Here is a 17,609-nt window from a genome sequence, read left to right on the forward strand (position 1 = left end):
CCCGATCCACTTGTCTCCAGCCGTACCGCCATGACGCAGACCTCCGCCGCCCTCGGCGACACCATCCTCGCCCATGCCGACGCACTCGCCCGTTTCTCCGACATGGAGGGCGGCCTGACCTGCGCCTACCTGACCCCGGCGCACCGCGCCGCGCAAGCCCTGCTGGCGCAGTGGATGGAAGCCGCCGGCATGCAGGTGCGCATCGATGCCATCGGCAATGTCATCGGCCGCTACGCCGCCGATGCGGCCGTGCGCGATGCCCGCGTGCTGATGACCGGCTCGCACTTCGACACGGTGCGCAATGGCGGGCGCTATGACGGCCGGCTGGGCATCCTGCTGCCGATCGCCGTGGTCGGTGCGCTCAACCAGGCCGGCATCCGCCTGCCCTATCACCTCGAAGTGGTGGGGTTCGCCGAAGAGGAAGGGTTGCGCTTCAAGACCAGCTTCCTGGCCAGCAGCGTGCTGGCCGGGCGCTTCGACGCCGCCCTGCTCGATCGCCAGGATGCGGACGGCGTCACGTTGCGCGAAGCGCTGGCCGCATCCGGCCTGCCCGGCGCCGGCGACCTGCAAGCGCTGCGCGCGGCGGCGCTCGACCCCGCGTCGCTGCTGGGCTTTGTCGAAGTGCATATCGAACAGGGCCCGGTGCTGCTGCACCATGGCCTGCCGCTGGGCGTGGTCACGCAGATTGCCGGCAGCAGCCGTTTCCTGGTGCGCGTCGAAGGCCTCGCCAGCCACGCCGGCACCACGCCGATGGGCATGCGCCGCGACGCCGCGGCAGGCGCGGCCGAGATGATCCTGCTGGTGGAGCAGCGCTGCGCTGCGGCGCCGACGCTGGTCGGCACGGTGGGCCAGCTGCAGGTGCCGGACGGGTCAAGCAATGTCATCCCGGCGGCCTGCACCTTTTCAATGGACATTCGCGCCGGCGAGGACGGCATCCGCGAAGACGCCATCGCCGACATCGTGGCCGGCATCGCGCAGATTGCCGAGCGCCGCGGGCTGACCGCGCAGGTGGAGCGCGTGCCGCCGGTCAACAATGCGCCGTGCGCGCGCTGGCTGATGGATCAGTTCGGGGCAGTGCTGAAAAAGCGCGGCCTGCAGGCGTTTGAGCTGCCGTCGGGGGCCGGCCATGACGCCATGATGATGCAGCGGATCACCGACGTGGCGATGCTGTTCGTGCGGTGCGGCAATGGCGGCATCAGCCACAACCCGCTTGAGACCATCACGGCCGACGATGCGCAGCTGGCCGCTGAGGTTTTTGTGGATTTCCTGCGCCACTTCCAGCCGCGCGGCTAGACACGCGCAAGGCCCGGCGGCGACGGGTCAGCCGCCCTGGTAGATGTCGCGGCCGAAGTCGTAGAGGTTCTTGCGCAGGCGGCGGCGCTCGTCCGGCGACAGGCGCGAGCCACCACGCTCCTCGCCGCGCCGGCGCTCCGCCTCGCGCTGCTCGGCGCGGTGGCGCTCGGCACGGGCGCGGGCCTCGCGCTGGCTGTTGCCCGGATCGCTCGCCTGTGCCGACGAGTAGCGCTTGAGCAAGTGGGCCATTCCCGCCGATTGCGCGCGCGCCGTCCCGGCCGGCATGCACAGCGCCAGCACGGCCAGCGCCAGCGCAAGGCATGCGCCGGCGATACCATGCTGCGGATCCCCGTGCCGGGTTCGGTTCACTTTCATTGATAATGGCGGTCTTGGCTTCGCGATCGGGCAGTGATCGGACCGCCCTGAAGCCCGGGATTCCGATACCCGCCCGGCGCCGCATCCTCTGCAAGCATTGCGCCAGCAGGGCTGGACGGGCTGGCGGAAGCCGTGGATCGTCCGGCGAAAATGCGCGGAAAACTGCCGCGCACGGCGCCGAAAAGGACGGATTGCGCAGTGTAATCGCACGATTGGTGCACACTGCCATACCACGGGGTAAAGTATGTAACGTTTTGTTAAGCCATTTTGAGCGAAAGCGATAGTCGCTAAGATACCGCCATGGAAAATACCAGCCACAAGATTCTTGTCGTCGACGATGACCCGCGTCTGCGCGATTTGCTGCGCCGCTATCTGGGCGAACAGGGTTTCACCGTGCTGGTGGCGGAAAACGCCACCGCGATGAACAAGCTCTGGCTGCGCGAGCGTTTCGACCTGCTGGTGCTGGACCTGATGATGCCGGGCGAAGACGGCCTGTCGATCTGCCGCCGGCTGCGCGGTGCCAACGACCAGACCCCGATCATCATGCTCACCGCCAAGGGCGAGGACGTGGACCGCATCGTCGGCCTGGAGATGGGCGCCGACGATTACCTGCCCAAGCCGTTCAATCCGCGCGAACTGATTGCGCGCATCCACGCGGTGCTGCGTCGCAAGGGCCCGGCCGAAGTGCCCGGGGCCCCGTCGGAAACCCCCGAGACCTTCGCCTTCGGCGACTTCGTGCTGAACCTGGCCACGCGCACGCTGACCAAGAACGACGAGGAAATCACGCTGACTACCGGCGAGTTCTCGGTGCTGAAGGTGTTCGCCCGCCATCCGCGCCAGCCGCTGTCGCGCGAAAAGCTGATGGAAATGGCGCGCGGCCGCGAATATGAAGTGTTCGATCGCAGCCTGGACGTTCAGATCTCGCGCCTGCGCAAGCTGATCGAGCCGGACCCCAGCAACCCCCGTTTTATCCAGACGGTGTGGGGCCTGGGCTATGTCTTCATTCCCGATGGCGTGAAATAACCGAGTGCGGCCGCTGTTCCCATCGTGGCGACCGTAATCGGCCGTACCGCAACGCGGTTCTTTGGTTCGCTGTTCTGGCGGACCTTCATGCTGATCGCGCTGTTGCTGGCCATCTCGCTGGGCATCTGGTTCCAGAGCTACCGGCTGTTCGAACGCGCCCCGCGCGCGCAGCAGATCGCGATGCAGGTGGTCAGCGTGGTCAAGCTCACGCGCGCCGCGCTGCTGTATTCCGACCCCGCGCGGCGCCGCTTCCTGCTGCTGGACCTGGTGCAGAACGAAGGCATCAAGGTCTATCCGCGCGAGAAGGACGACGACTTCGCCGCGCCCACCGCTAATCCGTTCCTGACCTCGCTGGTGCAGCAGGAGATCCGCAGCCGCCTGGGCGAGGACACCGTGCTGGCCACCACCGTCAACGACATCCCCGGCGTGTGGGTCAGCTTCGAGATCGAGGGCGACGACTACTGGGTCGCGATCAGCCCGGAGCGCTTCGAGCGCGTGCCCGGCATCCAGTGGCTGTGGTGGAGCATTGCCGCGCTGCTGCTGTCGATTATCGGCGCGGCATTTATCACTGCGCGCGTCAACTACCCGCTCAAGCGGCTGGCCAACGCCGCGCGCGCCATCGGTGCGGGCGGCGATCCGCCGCCGCTGCCCGAGCACGGTGCCAGCGAAGTGGCGCTGGCCAACCACAGCTTCAACCAGATGGTGCGCGACCTGCGCCAGCTTGACGACGACCGCGTGGTGATGCTGGCCGGCATCTCGCATGACCTGCGCACGCCATTGACGCGACTGCGACTGGAAACCGAGATGTCGCCGATGGACGGCACCACGCGCGACGCCATGATCGCCGACATCGAGCAGATGGACGCCATCATCGGCCAGTTCCTCAATTACGCGCGACCGCCGCTCGATACGGTCGAGCCGGTGGACCTGTCGGCGCTGGTGCACGATGCGGTCGGGGTCTATGCCGCGCACGACGATGTGCGCGTGCATGTGCGCGCCAACGAGCCGGTGATGGCGGTCGCCAACCGCATGGAAGTGCAGCGCATCCTCGACAACCTGGTCGAGAACGCGCGCCGCTACGCCAAGGACGAGCAGACCGGCATGGCGGTGGTGGAGATTTCCACGCGCGTCGACGACAAGGAAGCCGTGCTGACCGTGGCCGACCACGGCAACGGCGTGCCTGACGGCCAGCTGTCGCTGCTGACGCGGCCCTTCTACCGGCTCGACGCCGCGCGCAGCGAAGCCAAGGGCGCCGGGCTGGGCATGTCGATCGTCAACCGCATCATGCAGCGCAATGGCGGCCGGCTGCTGCTGGCCAACCGCGCCGCGCCGGCCACGGGGCTGGTGGTCAGCGCGTGCTTCCGGCGCGCCTGAGCGGCGCCGAGCCTTAACCGGTTTGCGATGCGCGCTGCAGCGAGGTGGCAATCCAGGCCGCTTGATTTCCCCGCGAACGTCACCACTTTGCCATCTGCGGTCCCGCCACGCATGGCATACTGGCCCACCGCATCGACGGCGCTGCCGCGCCGATGCCGATGGCACCACAGACCGCACGAGGATGCGCCACACGCTTTGCCTATCGGGCTGTTTGAGAATATCAATTAGCCCGTGCCCGGATGATGACGCATAATCACGTTTTGTCGCGGTACGCAGCCGTATCACCGGCCCTATGCCGGGCGCGCGGCAGCGGCACCGCTCTCATTGCAACCGTATCAGGAGAAGTCTATGAAGACCGTTGGTGACAAGCTCGAAGCCTTCCACGTCGTTGGTGTCAAGCCGGGTTTCAACAATCACGAAGAGAACGGCCAGTCGGCTTTCGAAGACATCACTGAGAAGTCGTTCGAAGGCAAGTGGAAGATCATCTACTTCTACCCGAAGGATTTCACCTTCGTGTGCCCGACCGAAATCGTGGCCTTCGCCAAGCTGAACGGTGACTTCGCCGATCGCGACGCGATCGTGCTGGGTGGCTCGACCGACAACGAGTTCGTCAAGCTGGCATGGCGCCGTGAGCACAAGGACCTGAACAAGCTGAACCAGTGGCAATTCGCCGACGTGACCGGTTCGCTGATCGACCAGCTGGGCGTGCGTGACCACGCTGCCGGCGTTGCCCTGCGCGCAACCTTCATCGTCGACCCGGAAAACACCATCCAGCACGTTTCGGTGAACAACCTGAACGTCGGCCGCAACCCGGACGAAGTCCTGCGTATCCTGGACGGCCTGCAGACGGACGAGCTGTGCCCGTGCAACCGTGCCGTTGGTGGCGCCACGCTGTAATTTCCTGCCCGTCGCCACGCGCCGTGGCGATCCGCGGAGGGCCCTGCCCTCCGCAGCAAAACCCGCTTGCGCGGGTTTTTTGAGCCCCGCTTGATAGGAGAAATAAATGGAATTCCTCAGCACGATTAAGAATCTCATCCCCGATTACGCCAAGGACATCCGCCTGAACGTGGATGGCACCATCGCGCGCTCGTCGCTGGAAGGCAACGATGCGGTGGGTGTGGCGCTGGCGGCGGCGTTCGCGGCGCAGAGCAAGGTGCTGGTGGATGCCATCCGCAACGCCGAGGTGCTGTCGCCCGAAGAAACCAACGGCGCGCTCACCGCGGCCGCGCTGATGGGGATGAACAACACCTGGTATCCGTATATCGAGATGGCCGACGATCCGGACCTGGCCAGCCAGCCGGCCGGGCTGCGCATGAACGCCTACGCCAACCATGGTGGCGTGGACAAGCGCCGCTTCGAGATGTACGCGCTGGCCGCCTCGATCGTGGGCAAGTGCCATTTCTGCGTGAAGTCGCACTACCAGTTGCTGAAGAACGAACAAGGCATGACGGCGCAGCAACTGCGCGATGTCGGCCGCATTGCCGCCGTGATCGTGGCCGCCGCCAACGTGATCGCGGCGCAGTAAGGCATCAGCGCGCCCCCGCGCCCGCCCGGCGCCCGGAAAGGGGCGCCGTAGCACAGCAGCCGGCAGCTTCCCATCCGGGATTGCCGGCTGTTCCCATCCTGCAACCGGCATGGCCCGAACCTGCGCGGGCCCGGCGATCCGCCTACAATCCAGGCAGGATACGCACTTTCAGCCCGCCATGACCCTGCCTTCGCCGAACTCCCCCCGCTTCCATTACCGCCTGGCGGCGGTGCATGACTGGGGCGACATCGCCGCCGTCACGCAACAGGCCTACGGGCAATATGAACTGGCCATCATGGAAGATTGCCGCGCCTCGTTCCAGCGCGGCATGCAGGCCGTGCTGGCGACCAGTCACCCGGATATGGAATGGTGGGTGGCGGAGACCGATCACGGCATCATGGGCGCCGTGCTGTTCTGCCACCCGGGCGCGACGCTGCCAGCGCTGGACGGCAGCACCATTACCCTGACCCAGCCCGAGGCACGGCTGCTGTCGGTCAGCCCGCAGGCGCGCGGCCTGGGGCTGGGCCGCACGCTGATGCAGATCTGCATCCAGCGCGCGCGCGATATCGGCGCGTCGACGCTGGTGGTGCGCACCATGCCGGAAATGGCGTCGGCCAACCGGTTGTGCCAGCAGATGGGGTTCACCAAGCGCACCGAGGCCGGCGCGCGCAGCGGCGCGATGGCGCGGCTGATCGACTATGCCTACGCCATCCCGCCCGAAGACACCGCGGCGCCCGACGCCGCGCGCGGCTGATTTCAGTCCTGCGCGTCCGCTACCGAGGCGCGCCACAGCAGCACCGCAGCCTGCGCCACGATCCCTTCCTGGCGCCCTTCGAAGCCCAGCTTCTCGTTGGTCTTGGCCTTGACGTTGCAACGTCCGCGCGCAATCCCAAGGTCTTCGGCCAGGTTGGCCACCATGGCGCCGATATGCGGCGCCAGCTTCGGCGCCTGCGCAATCACCGTGGCGTCGACATTGCCGATTTCATAGCCCGCCTCGCGCACGCGGCGCGCCGCCTCGCGCAGCAGCGCGCGGCTGTCGGCGCCGGCGAATTGCGCGTCGGTGTCGGGGAAATGGCGTCCGATATCGCCCAGCGCCGCGGCACCGAACAGCGCGTCGGTGACCGCGTGCAGCAGCGCATCCGCGTCGGAATGGCCGAGCAGGCCGCGGTCATGCGGGATCTCGACCCCGCCCAGGATCAGCTTGCGGCCGGGCACCAGCGCGTGGACGTCATAGCCCTGCCCCACCCGGATATCGAAAGGCATCATGCGGTCATGCTCCTTTGGCGTGGTTGCCCAGCAGCACTTCGGCCAGCGCGAAGTCCTCCGGGTAGGTCACCTTGAAATTGCGCAGCGAGCCGTTGACCAGCCGCGGATGCAGGCCCAGGCGCTCGATCGCGCTGGCTTCGTCGGTCACCACCGCGCCGGCCGCCATGGCATCCTGCAGCGCCTGGCGCAGCACGCCCAGGCGGAACATCTGCGGCGTCTGCGCTTGCCACAAGCCTTCGCGCGGCACCGTGGCGCCGATGCGGGCGTCGTCCTGCGCACGCTTGAGCGTATCGGGCACCGGCACCGCCAGGATGCCGCCGATGGCGGCATCGGGATCGTCGTCGCCGTCGCTTTCCACCGCGCGCACCAGCGCGTGGACCATTGCCGGGGTCAGCCCCGGGCGCGCGGCATCGTGCACCAACACCCAGTCGGCATCGGTAGCGCCCAGCTGCGCCAGGTGGTGCAGGCCCGCCAGCACCGAGGCATGGCGGCTGTCGCCGCCGACAAAGGCGGTGTCGAAGCGCAGCCCGGCAAATGCCGCGGCGCCGAAGCGCGATTCCAGCGGCATGTCGTCGGGCGCCAGCACCAGCGCGGTGGCATTGATGGCGTCGCACGCCGAGAATGCCGCCAGCGCGTACCAGATCATCGGCCGGCCGGCCACGGTCTGGTATTGCTTGGGCACGGCACCGCCGGCGCGGCTGCCGGTACCGGCACAGGGAATCAGGGCAAAGCGGCGAGCGGACACAGGATCGGCGTGGAGTGTAAGAAGCGCGGCCGCCGCTGGCCAGCCTGGCCAGCGGGACAACCGGTGCGCATTCTATAATACGGCCCTTGCCCGTCGCCATGCCGTATCCACGTATCTGGCTGGCGCCACCGGCAGCTGAAGTCCCCTGTTCCGACCCCCGCCCGCAATGCCGGCGGGGCGTCGTCGTTTTGAACGCCCCTCTGCCGACATGCCTGACGCCACGCCCGCCTTTCCCTTTGTCAACCTGCCGCTGGTCAAGCCGGGGCTGCGCCACAGCGTGGCCGGCCTGCGCGGTTCGGCCGATGCGCTGGCGCTGGCCGCCTACGCGCGCCAGCACCGCCAACGCGCACCGATGCTGGCGGTGGTGTGTTCGCACGCCGTCGACGCGCAGCGCCTGGCCGAGGAAATCCCGTGGTTCGCGCCGGAGCTGCGCGTGCGCCTGCTGCCCGACTGGGAAACCCTGCCCTACGACAGCTTTTCGCCGCACCAGGACCTGGTGTCCGAGCGCCTGGCGACGCTGCACGACATCCAGACCGGCCAGTGCGACGTGATGCTGGTGCCCGCCACCACCGCGCTGTACCGGCTGGCGCCGCCGGCCTTCCTGGCCGCCTACACCTTCTTCTTCAAGCAGGGCGAGCGGCTCGACGAAGCCGCGCTCAAGGCGCAGTTCACGCTGGCCGGCTACGAGCACGTCAGCGCGGTGATGCGCCCCGGCGAATACAGCGTGCGCGGCGGCCTGATCGACCTGTACCCGATGGGCTCGGCGCTGCCGTACCGCATCGACCTGTTCGGCGACGAGATCGAGACCATCCGCGCCTTCGACCCGGATACCCAGCGCAGCCTGTACCCGGTGAAGGAAGTGCGGCTGCTGCCCGGGCGCGAGTTCCCGCTCGACGAGCCCGCGCGCACCGCCTTCCGCGGCCGCTGGCGCGAGCTGTTCGAAGGCGACCCGACCAAGTCGCCGATCTACAAGGACATCGGCAACGGCGTGCCGTCGGCGGGCATCGAGTACTACCTGCCGCTGTTCTTCGAGCACAGCGCCACCGTGTTCGACTACCTGCCCGCCGACACGCAACTGGCGTTCGCCGGCAATGTCGACGAGGCCATCCGCCGCTTCTGGGCCGACACCACGCAGCGCTACAACTTCATGCGCCATGACCGCGAGCGGCCGTTGCTGCCGCCCGCGGACCTGTTCCTGTCCGAGGAGCAGTTCTTCGTCGCGGCCAAGCCGATGGCGCGGCTGGTGCTGCAGGCTGAGGCCAACGCCGAGCAGCCGGCGTTTTCGGCGATCCTGCCCGACGTCGCGGTCAATCGCCGCGCCGAAGACCCGCTGGTCAACCTGGAGGCCCTGCTGCTGGACAAGCAAACCCGCGTGCTGATGTGCGCCGACTCCGCCGGCCGGCGCGAGACGCTGCTTCAGCTCTTTGCGGAAAGCGGCCTGCGCCCGCAGACGGTCGATGACTTTGCCGCGTTCCTCGCCGGCGACGCGCATTTCTCGATCGCGGTGGCGCCGCTGCAGAGCGGCTTCGCGCTGCCGCAGGCGCAACTGGCCTTTGTCACCGAAGCAGAGCTGTACGCCGGCACCGCGCGCCGCACCGGCCGCCGCAAGCAGGAGCAGGCTTCCGCCGTCGATTCGATGGTGCGCGACCTGGCCGAGCTGAAGATCGGCGACCCGGTGGTGCACAGCGAGCACGGCATCGGCCGCTACCAGGGCCTGGTGACGCTCGACATGGGCCAGGGTGACGAAGAATTCCTGCACCTGGACTACGACAAGGGCAGCAAGCTCTACGTGCCGGTGCACCAGTTGCACGTGATCTCGCGCTACTCCGGCGCCGACCCGGATACCGCGCCGCTGCACCACCTGGGCTCGGGCCAGTGGGACAAGGCCAAGCGCAAGGCGGCCCAGCAGATCCGCGACACCGCCGCCGAACTGCTCAACCTGTATGCGCGCCGCGCCGCGCGCGAGGGCTTCGCCTTCCCGCTGTCGCCAAAGGACTACGAGACCTTCGCCGAAAGCTTCGGCTTCGAGGAAACCCCGGACCAGGCCGCCGCCATTGCAGCGGTGATCGCCGACATGACCTCGGGCAAGCCGATGGACCGGCTGGTGTGCGGCGACGTCGGCTTCGGCAAGACCGAGGTGGCGCTGCGCGCGGCCTTTGTCGCGGTGCTGGGCGGCAAGCAGGTGGCGATGCTGGCGCCGACCACGCTGCTGGCCGAACAGCATTTCCAGACGCTGTCTGACCGCTTTGCCGAATGGCCGGTGCGCATCGTCGAGCTGTCGCGCTTCAAGACCAAGAAGGAAATCGACGCGGCCATCAAGCAGATCAACGAAGGCACCGTCGACATCGTCATCGGCACGCACAAGATCCTGTCCGAACAGGTCAGGTTCCAGCGCCTGGGGCTGGTCATCATCGACGAGGAACACCGCTTCGGCGTGCGGCAGAAGGAAGCGCTGAAGACGCTGCGCGCCGAGGTCGACATCCTGACCCTGACAGCGACGCCGATCCCGCGCACGCTGGGCATGGCGCTGGAAGGCCTGCGCGATTTCTCGGTGATCGCCACCGCGCCGCAGAAGCGGCTGGCGATCAAGACTTTCGTGCGGCGCGAGGAAGACGGCGTAATCCGGGAAGCCATCCTGCGCGAGCTCAAGCGCGGCGGGCAGGTCTATTTCCTGCACAACGAGGTCGAGACCATCGAGAACAAGCGCGCGCGGCTGGCCGAGCTGGTGCCGGAAGCACGTATCGCGGTCGCCCACGGCCAGATGCATGAGCGTGAGCTCGAACGCGTGATGCGCGACTTCGTTTCGCGCCGCGACAATATCCTGCTGTGCACCACCATCATCGAGACCGGCATCGACGTGCCGACCGCCAACACCATCCTGATCCACCGCGCCGACAAGTTCGGGCTGGCACAGCTGCACCAGTTGCGCGGCCGGGTCGGGCGCTCGCACCACCAGGCCTATGCCTACCTGCTGGTGCATGACGTCGACGGCCTGACCAAGCAGGCGCAGCGCCGGCTCGAGGCCATCCAGCAGATGGAGGAACTGGGCTCGGGCTTCTACCTGGCCATGCACGACCTGGAAATCCGCGGCGCCGGCGAGGTGCTGGGCGACAAGCAATCCGGCGAGATCCACGAGATCGGCTTCCAGCTGTACACCGACATGCTCAACGCCGCGGTCAAGGCACTCAAGGCCGGCAAGGAGCCCGACCTGATGGCGCCGCTGGCCGCCACCACCGAGATCAACCTGGGCACGCCGGCGCTGCTGCCGAACGATTACTGCGCCGACGTGCACGAGCGCCTGTCGCTGTACAAGCGGCTGGCCAACTGCGAGACCGCGGAACGCGTCGACGATATCCAGGAAGAGCTGGTCGACCGCTTCGGCCGGCTGCCGGCGCAAGCGCAGGCGCTGGTCGAGACCCACCGGCTGCGCATCGCCGCGGCGCCGCTAGGGGTGCGCAAGATCGACGCCGGCGAAGCCACCATCAGCGTGCAGTTCGTGCCCAATCCGCCGATCGACGCGATGCGCATCATCGACCTGGTGCAGAAGAATCGCCATATCAAGCTGGCCGGCCAGGACAAGCTGCGCATCGAGGCCAAGATGCCAGACGTGGCAGTACGGGCGCAGACCATCAAGCATACGCTGCGGCAACTGGCGTAGCGTCCATGCCGATCCTGCATGGACGCGGCGCGCGGCCGGGTGTAGCATCAATTCCTTAACAAGTTAGTGATACCGCCCCCATGCCAGCCCCAGCCGCCCGAGCCGACTCCCGCCAGTCCGTCACCGAAACCGCCGCGCGCGGCAGCGCGCTGGAATGGACCCAGCGGCTGGTCGCGTACGACACCACCAGCCGCCATTCCAACCTGGGCCTGATCGAGTCGGTGCGCGACCATTTCCTGGCCAAGGGGCTGAAGCCGCATCTGAGCTACAACCCGCAGCAGGACAAGGCCAACCTGTTCGTCACCGTGCCGGCGGCCAATGGCGCAACCAATGGCGGCATCGTGCTGTCGGGCCATACCGACGTGGTGCCGGTGGACGGACAGGCCTGGACCACCGACCCGTTCAAGCCGGTGGTGCGCGACGGCAAGCTGTACGGCCGCGGCACCTGCGACATGAAAGGCTTTATCGGCACCAGCCTGTCGCTGCTGCCGGCCATCCTCGATGCCAGGCTGCGCGAGCCGGTGCACTACGCGCTGTCGTTCGACGAAGAGATCGGCTGCATGGGCGCCCCTTACCTGCTGGCTGAACTGCGCGAGCGCGGCGTGACCCCGGGCGGCTGCATCGTCGGCGAACCGACCAGCATGCGCGTGATCGTCGCGCACAAGGGCATCAACGCCTACCGCTGCTGCGTGAAAGGCCAGGCGGCGCATTCGTCGCTGACGCCGCGCGGCGTCAATGCGATCGAATACGCCGCGCGCCTGATCTGCTTCATCCGCGACATCGCCGACGAGTTCAAGGCCAACGGCCCCTACGACCAGGCCTTCGACGTGCCCTACACCACCGCGCAGACCGGCACTATCCAGGGCGGCATTGCGCTGAACACGATCCCGGCGCTGTGCGAGTTCGTGTTCGAGTTCCGCAACCTGCCCGGCGTCGATCCGGAAGCGATCTACGCGCGCATCCAGCGCTATGCCAACGACGTGCTGCTGCCGAAGATGCGCGCTGAGCATGCCGATGCCGACCTGACGCTGAGCAAGATCGCCGCCGCGCCATCGCTCGACGTCGCCGAGCAGGAAGCCATTACGCAGCTGGTGCGCGCGCTGACCGCCGACCGCGACACCAACAAGGTTGCCTATGGCACCGAGGCCGGGCTGTTCCAGCGCGCGGGCATTCCGGCGGTGGTGTGCGGGCCCGGCGATATCCAGCAGGCGCACAAGCCGGACGAGTTCGTGGCGCTGGAGCAGCTGGCTGCGTGCGAGGCGTTCCTGCACAAGGTGGTGGACAGCCTGCGGGTAGCGGCCTGACCTTCACCAGTTGGCTCGCTCCCCTCTCCCGCTTGCGGGAGAGGGGAGAAACCACTGAGCTTTCCTCGGCCGCATGCATTCTGCAGCGCGCCACTACACCGCCAGCATTAAACCAACAACAACGAAGGAGATCCTGCATGGCTGCACGTCGCACCGCATCGCGTTCCACCTCCCGCTTCGCCCTCGCCGGCCTGGCCCTGGCCGCCGGCCTGCTCTGCCACACCGCTCTGGCGCAGGCCCCGGCGGCACCCCCCGGCGCCGATGCGCTGCATGCCCAGATCGAAACCCGCGCCAAGGCGGTGGAAAAGCAGCTGATCGCCTGGCGCCGCGATATCCACCAGCATCCGGAACTGGGCAACTACGAGACCCGGACGGCCAAGCTGGTGGCGGACCACCTGCGCAAGCTGGGCATGGAGGTCAAGACCGGCGTGGCCAAGACCGGCGTGGTGGGCCTGCTCAAGGGTGGCAAGCCCGGCCCGGTGGTGGCGCTGCGCGCCGATATGGACGCGCTGCCGGTGAAGGAGCGCGTCGACGTGCCGTTTGCCTCCAAGGCCAAGGGCCAGTACCTGGGCAAGGAAGTGGATGTGATGCACGCCTGCGGCCATGACACGCATGTGGCGATTCTCTTGGCCACGGCCGAAGTGCTGGCCGGCATGAAGGACCAGTTGCCCGGCACCGTCAAGTTCATCTTCCAGCCGGCCGAGGAAAGCCCGGCCGATTTCGAGCCCAACGGCTCGAACATGTGGGGCGCCAAGCAAATGGTATCGGAGGGCGTGCTGGACAATCCCAAGGTCGATGCCATCTTCGGCCTGCACGTCAGCAGCGGCATCGAATCGGGCAAGCTGGGCTGGCGCAGCGGCGCCTCGATGGCGGCGGCCGACCAGTTCTGGATCGACGTCAAGGGCCGCCAGACGCACGGCGCGCGGCCGTGGGGCGGGATCGACCCGATCGTGGTGGCATCGCAGATCGTGCTGGGCCTGCAGACCATCCAGAGCCGGCAGGTCAATGCCATGCTGGAGCCGTCGGTGATCACCGTGGGCACCTTCCACGGCGGCAACCGCATGAACATCGTGCCGGAGAAGGTAGAGATGATGGGCACCATCCGCACCTATGACGAAGGCATGAAGAAGGATATCCATGCCCGCATGAAGCGCACCACCGAGGCCATTGCCTCCAGCGCCGGGGCCGAAGCCAGCTTCCGCGTGGTCGAGCTGTACAACGCCACCGTCAACCAGCCGGCCCTGACCGAGCAGATGGCGCCGACGCTGCGGCGCGTGGCCGGCGAGGGCAACTGGATGATCACCCCCAAGGCCACCGCATCCGAGGACTTTTCGTTTTACCAGGAGAAGGTGCCCGGCTTGTTCTTCAATCTCGGCGTGACGCCCAAGGGGCAGGACGTGACCACGGCGCCGTCGAATCACTCGCCGGAGTTCTATGTGGATGAGCCGGCGCTGATCAACGGCGTGCGCGCGTTGTCCAGCCTGACTGTGGACTACATGGTGATGGCGCAGCGCTGACCGGGTTCGCCCGGGGGCGCCACGGGGGGCTACAATAGTGCTTTTGCCGCGTTGCAGCGCCCCGCCTTGCCGGCCACGCCGGCACACGCCCCCGGCCTCGCCCGATTCCCGTTCGTCATGCCCCTGATCCTGCAGAGCCTCGCCCCGCTTTCCCCCGCCGACCTCGACACCGCCCGCACCCTGGCCCGCGCCAGCGCACTGGTGCCGCGCAGCGACACCGTGGCCGTGGCCGAAGACTGCGCGCCGCTGACGCCGGCGCTGCGCGACGCGCTCGACGATTTCTGCGGCCCGCGCGCGATCGACTGGGCGGTGGTGCCGGCCGGGCGCAAATTGTCCGACTTCCGCCTGGTGGCGATGGACATGGACTCGACCCTGATCACGATCGAGTGCATCGACGAGATCGCCGACTTCTGCGGCCTCAAGGCCGAGGTTTCCGCCATCACCGAAGCCGCCATGCGCGGCGAGATCACCGATTTCAACGAAAGCCTGCGTCGCCGCGTGGCGCTGCTGAAGGGGCTCGACGCCGCCGTGCTGGACCGCGTCTACGCCGAACGCCTGCGGCTGTCGCCGGGCGCCGAGCGCATGCTGCAGGCGGTGCAGGCGCTGGGCCTGAAGACGCTGCTGGTATCCGGCGGCTTCGTGCACTTCACCGACCAGCTCAAGCCGCGCCTGAAGCTTGATTTCACCCGCGCCAACACGCTCGAGATCGTCGACGGCAAGCTGACCGGCAACGTGGTCGGCGAGATCGTCAACGCTGACGTCAAGGCCCGCACCGTGCAGGAAGTCTGCGCGCAGATCGGCGCCACGCCGGACCAGGCCATCGTCATGGGCGATGGCTCGAACGACCTGAAGATGATGGCCGTGGCCGGCCTGTCGGTGGCGTTCCGCGCCAAGCCGGTGGTGCGCGCGCAGGCCAGCGTCGCGTTCAACCACGTCGGGCTGGACGGCCTGCTGGCGCTGTTCCCGCACTGATTCGCCGCCGCGGCCGGCACCCATCACTGGCCGGCTGAATCCGCCCGCCCGGGCGGCACCCGATCGCTTGCAACCCTCGCCGGCGTAAGCCCGACTCTCCAAACTGATGTGAAACCGGGGCGTCGCCCCGCGTGGCGCTTGCATAGTCAAATGCGAATCATTATTATTAATGTTTCGTTGAACTGACATTGCCCCATGCAAGTACTGGCCGTCCTTCTCGGCCTGGCTGCGGCAGCGTGCCTGTACCTGGCCGCGCCCAACCAGGTGTTGCTGCCGCCCGGCACCCTGACCCGGCCGCGGCTGGCGGGCTGGCTGGGGCTGGCCCTTACCTGCGTCAGCACATGGCTGTGGACCATGACCGACGGCTGGCCGGTGGCGCTCGCCGCCAGCCTGGTCACGGTGCCGTGCGCGCTGTCGGTGTGGCCGTTCATCGGCACCTATGCGGCGCGCCGTCGCCGCGGCGCGCGGGAGCAGCGGGCATGAGCGCGGACACATCCGGCATGGGCACCAAATGGCTGGCCGGCGCGCTGCTCGGGCTGCCGCTGGCTGTGGTCCTGTGCACGCTGTCGATCCTGGGCCTGCCCGGCGGCTGGGAGACCGGCATCGTCGCCGCCGTGACCGCGTGCCTGCCGCTGTGGGTCGCCATCCTCAGCGCCAGCCTGCTGTTCCGTTCCAGCCGCAGCGCGTGGCTGTGGCTGGGCGGCGCCAACCTGCTGGGCTTCGGCGCGCTATGGCTGCTGCGCCTGGCTGGCCTGGCGCCGGCCGCACTGGCCGCCGTGCCCGCCTCCTGAGACCATCATGAAAACCGCAACCCTGCGCCTGTACCAGACGCTGCATACCTGGGTCGGCCTGATGGCCGGCTGGGCCCTGTTTATCGCCTTCTTTGCCGGGGCGGTCACCGTGTTCCACCACGAGCTGCACGTCTGGCAGTCGCCGTCGCGGCTCAAGGGCAGCGCGCCGGTCGAGGCCAGCGCCGATCCGGCCGCGGTCGACCGCTTCATGCAGAAGCTGGTCGCGATCCACCCCGAGGCCGCGGCCAGTGCCTACGTGATCATGCCGTCGGAGGGCGAGCCGAATCTCTCCGCCTACTGGCAGGACAAGGCCGGCGAGTGGCAGATGACCACCGATGCGCGCCTGGCCGGCAATGCCGCGATGCAGCGCGACACCTCGCGCGACCACGTCATGGGGGAACTGTCGGCCTTCCTGAACAGCCTGCACTACTCGCTCGGCATCCCGGTCGGCGGCATTTATTTCATGGGCGCGATCTCGGTGCTGTACGGGCTGGCGCTGGTATCCGGTGTGCTGCTGCACCTGCCGCGACTGAAGAAAGACCTGTTCGCGGTGCGCCCCGGGCGCAATCTGAAGCGCTTCTGGATGGACACCCACAATGTGCTGGGCCTGTTCAGCCTGCCCTTCCACCTGGTCTTTGCCATCACCGGCGCGCTGTTCTGCCTGTCGCTGGTGCTGATGATGGTATTCAACACGCTGACCTTCGACGGACGCCTGTTCGAGGCGGTGCCGCGTGCCACCACCGCGGTGCCTGAAGTGGCCGCCGCGGGCCGCGCGGTGCCGACCCTGCCGACCGCCACGCTGCTGCGGATCGCGCGCGAACACGGCGGCGAGCGCTTCACGCCGGAATCGTTCCGCTTCCAGCGCTACGGCGACGCCAACGCCGTGGTCGAAGTGCGCGGCACCAGCACGCGCGCGCTCGGCAACCTCGGTTCGGTCGGCATCCATGCCGCCAGCGGCGAACCCAATGCCGGCCAGCTGACGGCCAACCAGACCGCCGGCGCGCGCGACAGCAACCACGGTCTCTACAGCGCGCTGTACGCGCTGCATTTCGGCACCTTCGGCGAGCTGCCGGTGCGGCTGGTCTACCTGCTTGCCGGGCTGGCCGGCGCCTTCCTGTTCTATTCGGGCAACCTGCTGTGGATCGAGTCGCGGCGCAAGCTGCGCCAGGCCGGGCAGCCGCGGGTGCACCGCTTGCTGGCGCAGGCTACCGTGGGCGTGTGCATCGGCTGCTGCATCGGCGTGGCGCTGTGTTTCCCGGCGGCGCTGCTGTGGCCCGAGCAGGCGGTCAGCCAGACCTATTTCACCGCGTTCGGCCTGGCCTGCGCCTGGGCGCTGCTGCGCGCGCCGGTGCGCGCGGCGGTGGAGCTGCTCTACGCCGCCGCGCTGGCAGCGCTGACAGTGCCACTGTCGAATGCAGTCCTGACCGGCGACCACCTGCTGCACAGCATCCCCAGCGGGCATTGGATCATCGCCGGTTTCGACCTCGGCGCGCTCGCGCTGGCGGCGGGCTTTGTCGCCCTGGCCCGCGCGACCGCGCGGCGCGCCCGCAGCGGGCCGGCGGAGTCGGTCTGGGCCATGCCGCAGACAGCGCGGGCGGTACAGCGAGCCCGGCCCACGGGGGCCAAGGCGATGTCCGGCACCGACACGCCCTGAAGCACCGCGCCGGCATAATCAAAACGGACGCCGCGGCGTCCGTTTTGATTCGCGGGACCGCACCGGTCCGGCGGCTGCCCTACACTACCTGAGGCCAACCACAGCGAGCCCC

Annotated in this window: 16 protein-coding genes; 13 read left to right on the plus strand and 3 right to left on the minus strand. The window is 68.0% G+C overall.

Features of this window, described 5'->3' with window-relative positions:
* The first annotated feature begins 30 nt into the window (after positions 1–30).
* Positions 31–1,293: a Zn-dependent hydrolase gene (locus tag E5S69_RS10890; protein WP_171514661.1), complete on the plus strand. Its 1,263-nt coding sequence runs from the start codon at positions 31–33 to the stop codon at positions 1,291–1,293.
* Between the two features lie 27 nt (positions 1,294–1,320).
* On the opposite strand, the gene E5S69_RS10895 is transcribed toward E5S69_RS10890, so the two are convergent.
* Positions 1,321–1,668 carry a hypothetical protein gene (locus E5S69_RS10895; protein ID WP_171514662.1) on the minus strand — a complete coding sequence of 116 codons (348 nt, stop codon included), beginning with the start codon at positions 1,666–1,668 and terminating at the stop codon, positions 1,321–1,323.
* 300 nt (positions 1,669–1,968) lie between these two features.
* On the opposite strand from E5S69_RS10895, the gene ompR reads away from it, so the two are divergent.
* The 5 genes from ompR (at position 1,969) to E5S69_RS10920 (ending at position 6,344) form a co-directional block, all read left to right on the plus strand.
* The gene (ompR, locus tag E5S69_RS10900; protein ID WP_010810107.1) at positions 1,969–2,691 is read left to right on the plus strand and encodes a two-component system response regulator OmpR; all 723 of its coding nucleotides are present in this window, start codon (positions 1,969–1,971) and stop codon (positions 2,689–2,691) included.
* A 24-nt stretch (positions 2,692–2,715) separates the two neighbouring features.
* Entirely contained in the window at positions 2,716–4,065 is a 1,350-nt protein-coding gene (locus tag E5S69_RS10905) for an ATP-binding protein (RefSeq protein ID WP_116356344.1), read from the plus strand.
* Positions 4,066–4,413: 348 nt separating this feature from the next.
* A complete protein-coding gene (locus tag E5S69_RS10910; RefSeq protein WP_092317241.1) occupies positions 4,414–4,962 on the plus strand; it encodes a peroxiredoxin in 549 nt (182 codons plus the stop codon).
* Positions 4,963–5,068: 106 nt separating this feature from the next.
* Positions 5,069–5,590 (plus strand): carboxymuconolactone decarboxylase family protein, encoded by a 522-nt coding sequence (locus tag E5S69_RS10915; protein ID WP_171514663.1) that lies wholly within the window; start codon positions 5,069–5,071, stop codon positions 5,588–5,590.
* A 178-nt stretch (positions 5,591–5,768) separates the two neighbouring features.
* Positions 5,769–6,344: a GNAT family N-acetyltransferase gene (locus tag E5S69_RS10920; protein ID WP_171514664.1), complete on the plus strand. Its 576-nt coding sequence runs from the start codon at positions 5,769–5,771 to the stop codon at positions 6,342–6,344.
* Positions 6,345–6,346: 2 nt separating this feature from the next.
* Here E5S69_RS10920 and ispF read toward each other — a convergent pair whose 3' ends face one another.
* Positions 6,347–6,856, minus strand: a complete 510-nt coding sequence (gene ispF, locus E5S69_RS10925; RefSeq protein ID WP_171514665.1) for a 2-C-methyl-D-erythritol 2,4-cyclodiphosphate synthase — start codon at positions 6,854–6,856, stop codon at positions 6,347–6,349.
* Between the two features lie 4 nt (positions 6,857–6,860).
* Complete coding sequence (gene ispD / locus E5S69_RS10930; protein WP_115706714.1) at positions 6,861–7,601, minus strand: 2-C-methyl-D-erythritol 4-phosphate cytidylyltransferase; 741 nt, start codon at positions 7,599–7,601, stop codon at positions 6,861–6,863.
* A 208-nt stretch (positions 7,602–7,809) separates the two neighbouring features.
* Here ispD and mfd point away from each other — a divergent pair, with 208 nt between their 5' ends.
* The 7 genes from mfd (at position 7,810) to E5S69_RS10965 (ending at position 17,497) form a co-directional block, all read left to right on the plus strand.
* Positions 7,810–11,259, plus strand: coding sequence for a transcription-repair coupling factor (mfd, locus tag E5S69_RS10935; protein ID WP_171514666.1), 3,450 nt, complete (start codon positions 7,810–7,812; stop codon positions 11,257–11,259).
* An 80-nt stretch (positions 11,260–11,339) separates the two neighbouring features.
* Complete coding sequence (argE, locus tag E5S69_RS10940) at positions 11,340–12,563, plus strand: acetylornithine deacetylase (RefSeq protein WP_171514667.1); 1,224 nt, start codon at positions 11,340–11,342, stop codon at positions 12,561–12,563.
* A gap of 137 nt (positions 12,564–12,700) precedes the next feature.
* Positions 12,701–14,080, plus strand: a complete 1,380-nt coding sequence (locus E5S69_RS10945; protein ID WP_171514668.1) for an amidohydrolase — start codon at positions 12,701–12,703, stop codon at positions 14,078–14,080.
* A gap of 117 nt (positions 14,081–14,197) precedes the next feature.
* Entirely contained in the window at positions 14,198–15,052 is an 855-nt protein-coding gene (serB, locus tag E5S69_RS10950; protein ID WP_171514669.1) for a phosphoserine phosphatase SerB, read from the plus strand.
* Between the two features lie 195 nt (positions 15,053–15,247).
* On the plus strand, positions 15,248–15,535 hold the full coding sequence (locus tag E5S69_RS10955; protein WP_171514670.1) for a hypothetical protein: 288 nt from the start codon (positions 15,248–15,250) through the stop codon (positions 15,533–15,535).
* Positions 15,532–15,843 (plus strand): hypothetical protein, encoded by a 312-nt coding sequence (locus E5S69_RS10960; protein WP_171514671.1) that lies wholly within the window; start codon positions 15,532–15,534, stop codon positions 15,841–15,843. Before E5S69_RS10955 ends, E5S69_RS10960 begins: the two co-directional genes overlap by 4 nt.
* A 7-nt stretch (positions 15,844–15,850) precedes the next feature.
* A complete protein-coding gene (locus tag E5S69_RS10965; protein WP_171514672.1) occupies positions 15,851–17,497 on the plus strand; it encodes a PepSY-associated TM helix domain-containing protein in 1,647 nt (548 codons plus the stop codon).
* Positions 17,498–17,609 lie beyond the last annotated feature (112 nt).

Source organism: Cupriavidus necator (assembly GCF_013141915.1).
Classification (GTDB): domain Bacteria; phylum Pseudomonadota; class Gammaproteobacteria; order Burkholderiales; family Burkholderiaceae; genus Cupriavidus; species Cupriavidus necator_B.

Excerpts from the sequence above, each read along its gene's own strand:
- E5S69_RS10945 (WP_171514668.1), top strand. The coding sequence starts at position 12,701 with ATGGCTGCACGTCGCACCGCATCGCGTTCCACCTCCCGCTTCGCCCTC.
- E5S69_RS10965 (WP_171514672.1), top strand. The coding sequence starts at position 15,851 with ATGAAAACCGCAACCCTGCGCCTGTACCAGACGCTGCATACCTGGGTC.
- argE (WP_171514667.1), top strand. The coding sequence starts at position 11,340 with ATGCCAGCCCCAGCCGCCCGAGCCGACTCCCGCCAGTCCGTCACCGAA.
- E5S69_RS10960 (WP_171514671.1), top strand. The coding sequence starts at position 15,532 with ATGAGCGCGGACACATCCGGCATGGGCACCAAATGGCTGGCCGGCGCG.
- mfd (WP_171514666.1), top strand. The coding sequence starts at position 7,810 with ATGCCTGACGCCACGCCCGCCTTTCCCTTTGTCAACCTGCCGCTGGTC.
- E5S69_RS10955 (WP_171514670.1), top strand. The coding sequence starts at position 15,248 with ATGCAAGTACTGGCCGTCCTTCTCGGCCTGGCTGCGGCAGCGTGCCTG.
- E5S69_RS10890 (WP_171514661.1), top strand. The coding sequence starts at position 31 with ATGACGCAGACCTCCGCCGCCCTCGGCGACACCATCCTCGCCCATGCC.
- E5S69_RS10910 (WP_092317241.1), top strand. The coding sequence starts at position 4,414 with ATGAAGACCGTTGGTGACAAGCTCGAAGCCTTCCACGTCGTTGGTGTC.
- ompR (WP_010810107.1), top strand. The coding sequence starts at position 1,969 with ATGGAAAATACCAGCCACAAGATTCTTGTCGTCGACGATGACCCGCGT.
- serB (WP_171514669.1), top strand. The coding sequence starts at position 14,198 with ATGCCCCTGATCCTGCAGAGCCTCGCCCCGCTTTCCCCCGCCGACCTC.
- E5S69_RS10895 (WP_171514662.1), bottom strand. The coding sequence starts at position 1,668 with ATGAAAGTGAACCGAACCCGGCACGGGGATCCGCAGCATGGTATCGCC.
- ispF (WP_171514665.1), bottom strand. The coding sequence starts at position 6,856 with ATGATGCCTTTCGATATCCGGGTGGGGCAGGGCTATGACGTCCACGCG.
- E5S69_RS10915 (WP_171514663.1), top strand. The coding sequence starts at position 5,069 with ATGGAATTCCTCAGCACGATTAAGAATCTCATCCCCGATTACGCCAAG.
- E5S69_RS10920 (WP_171514664.1), top strand. The coding sequence starts at position 5,769 with ATGACCCTGCCTTCGCCGAACTCCCCCCGCTTCCATTACCGCCTGGCG.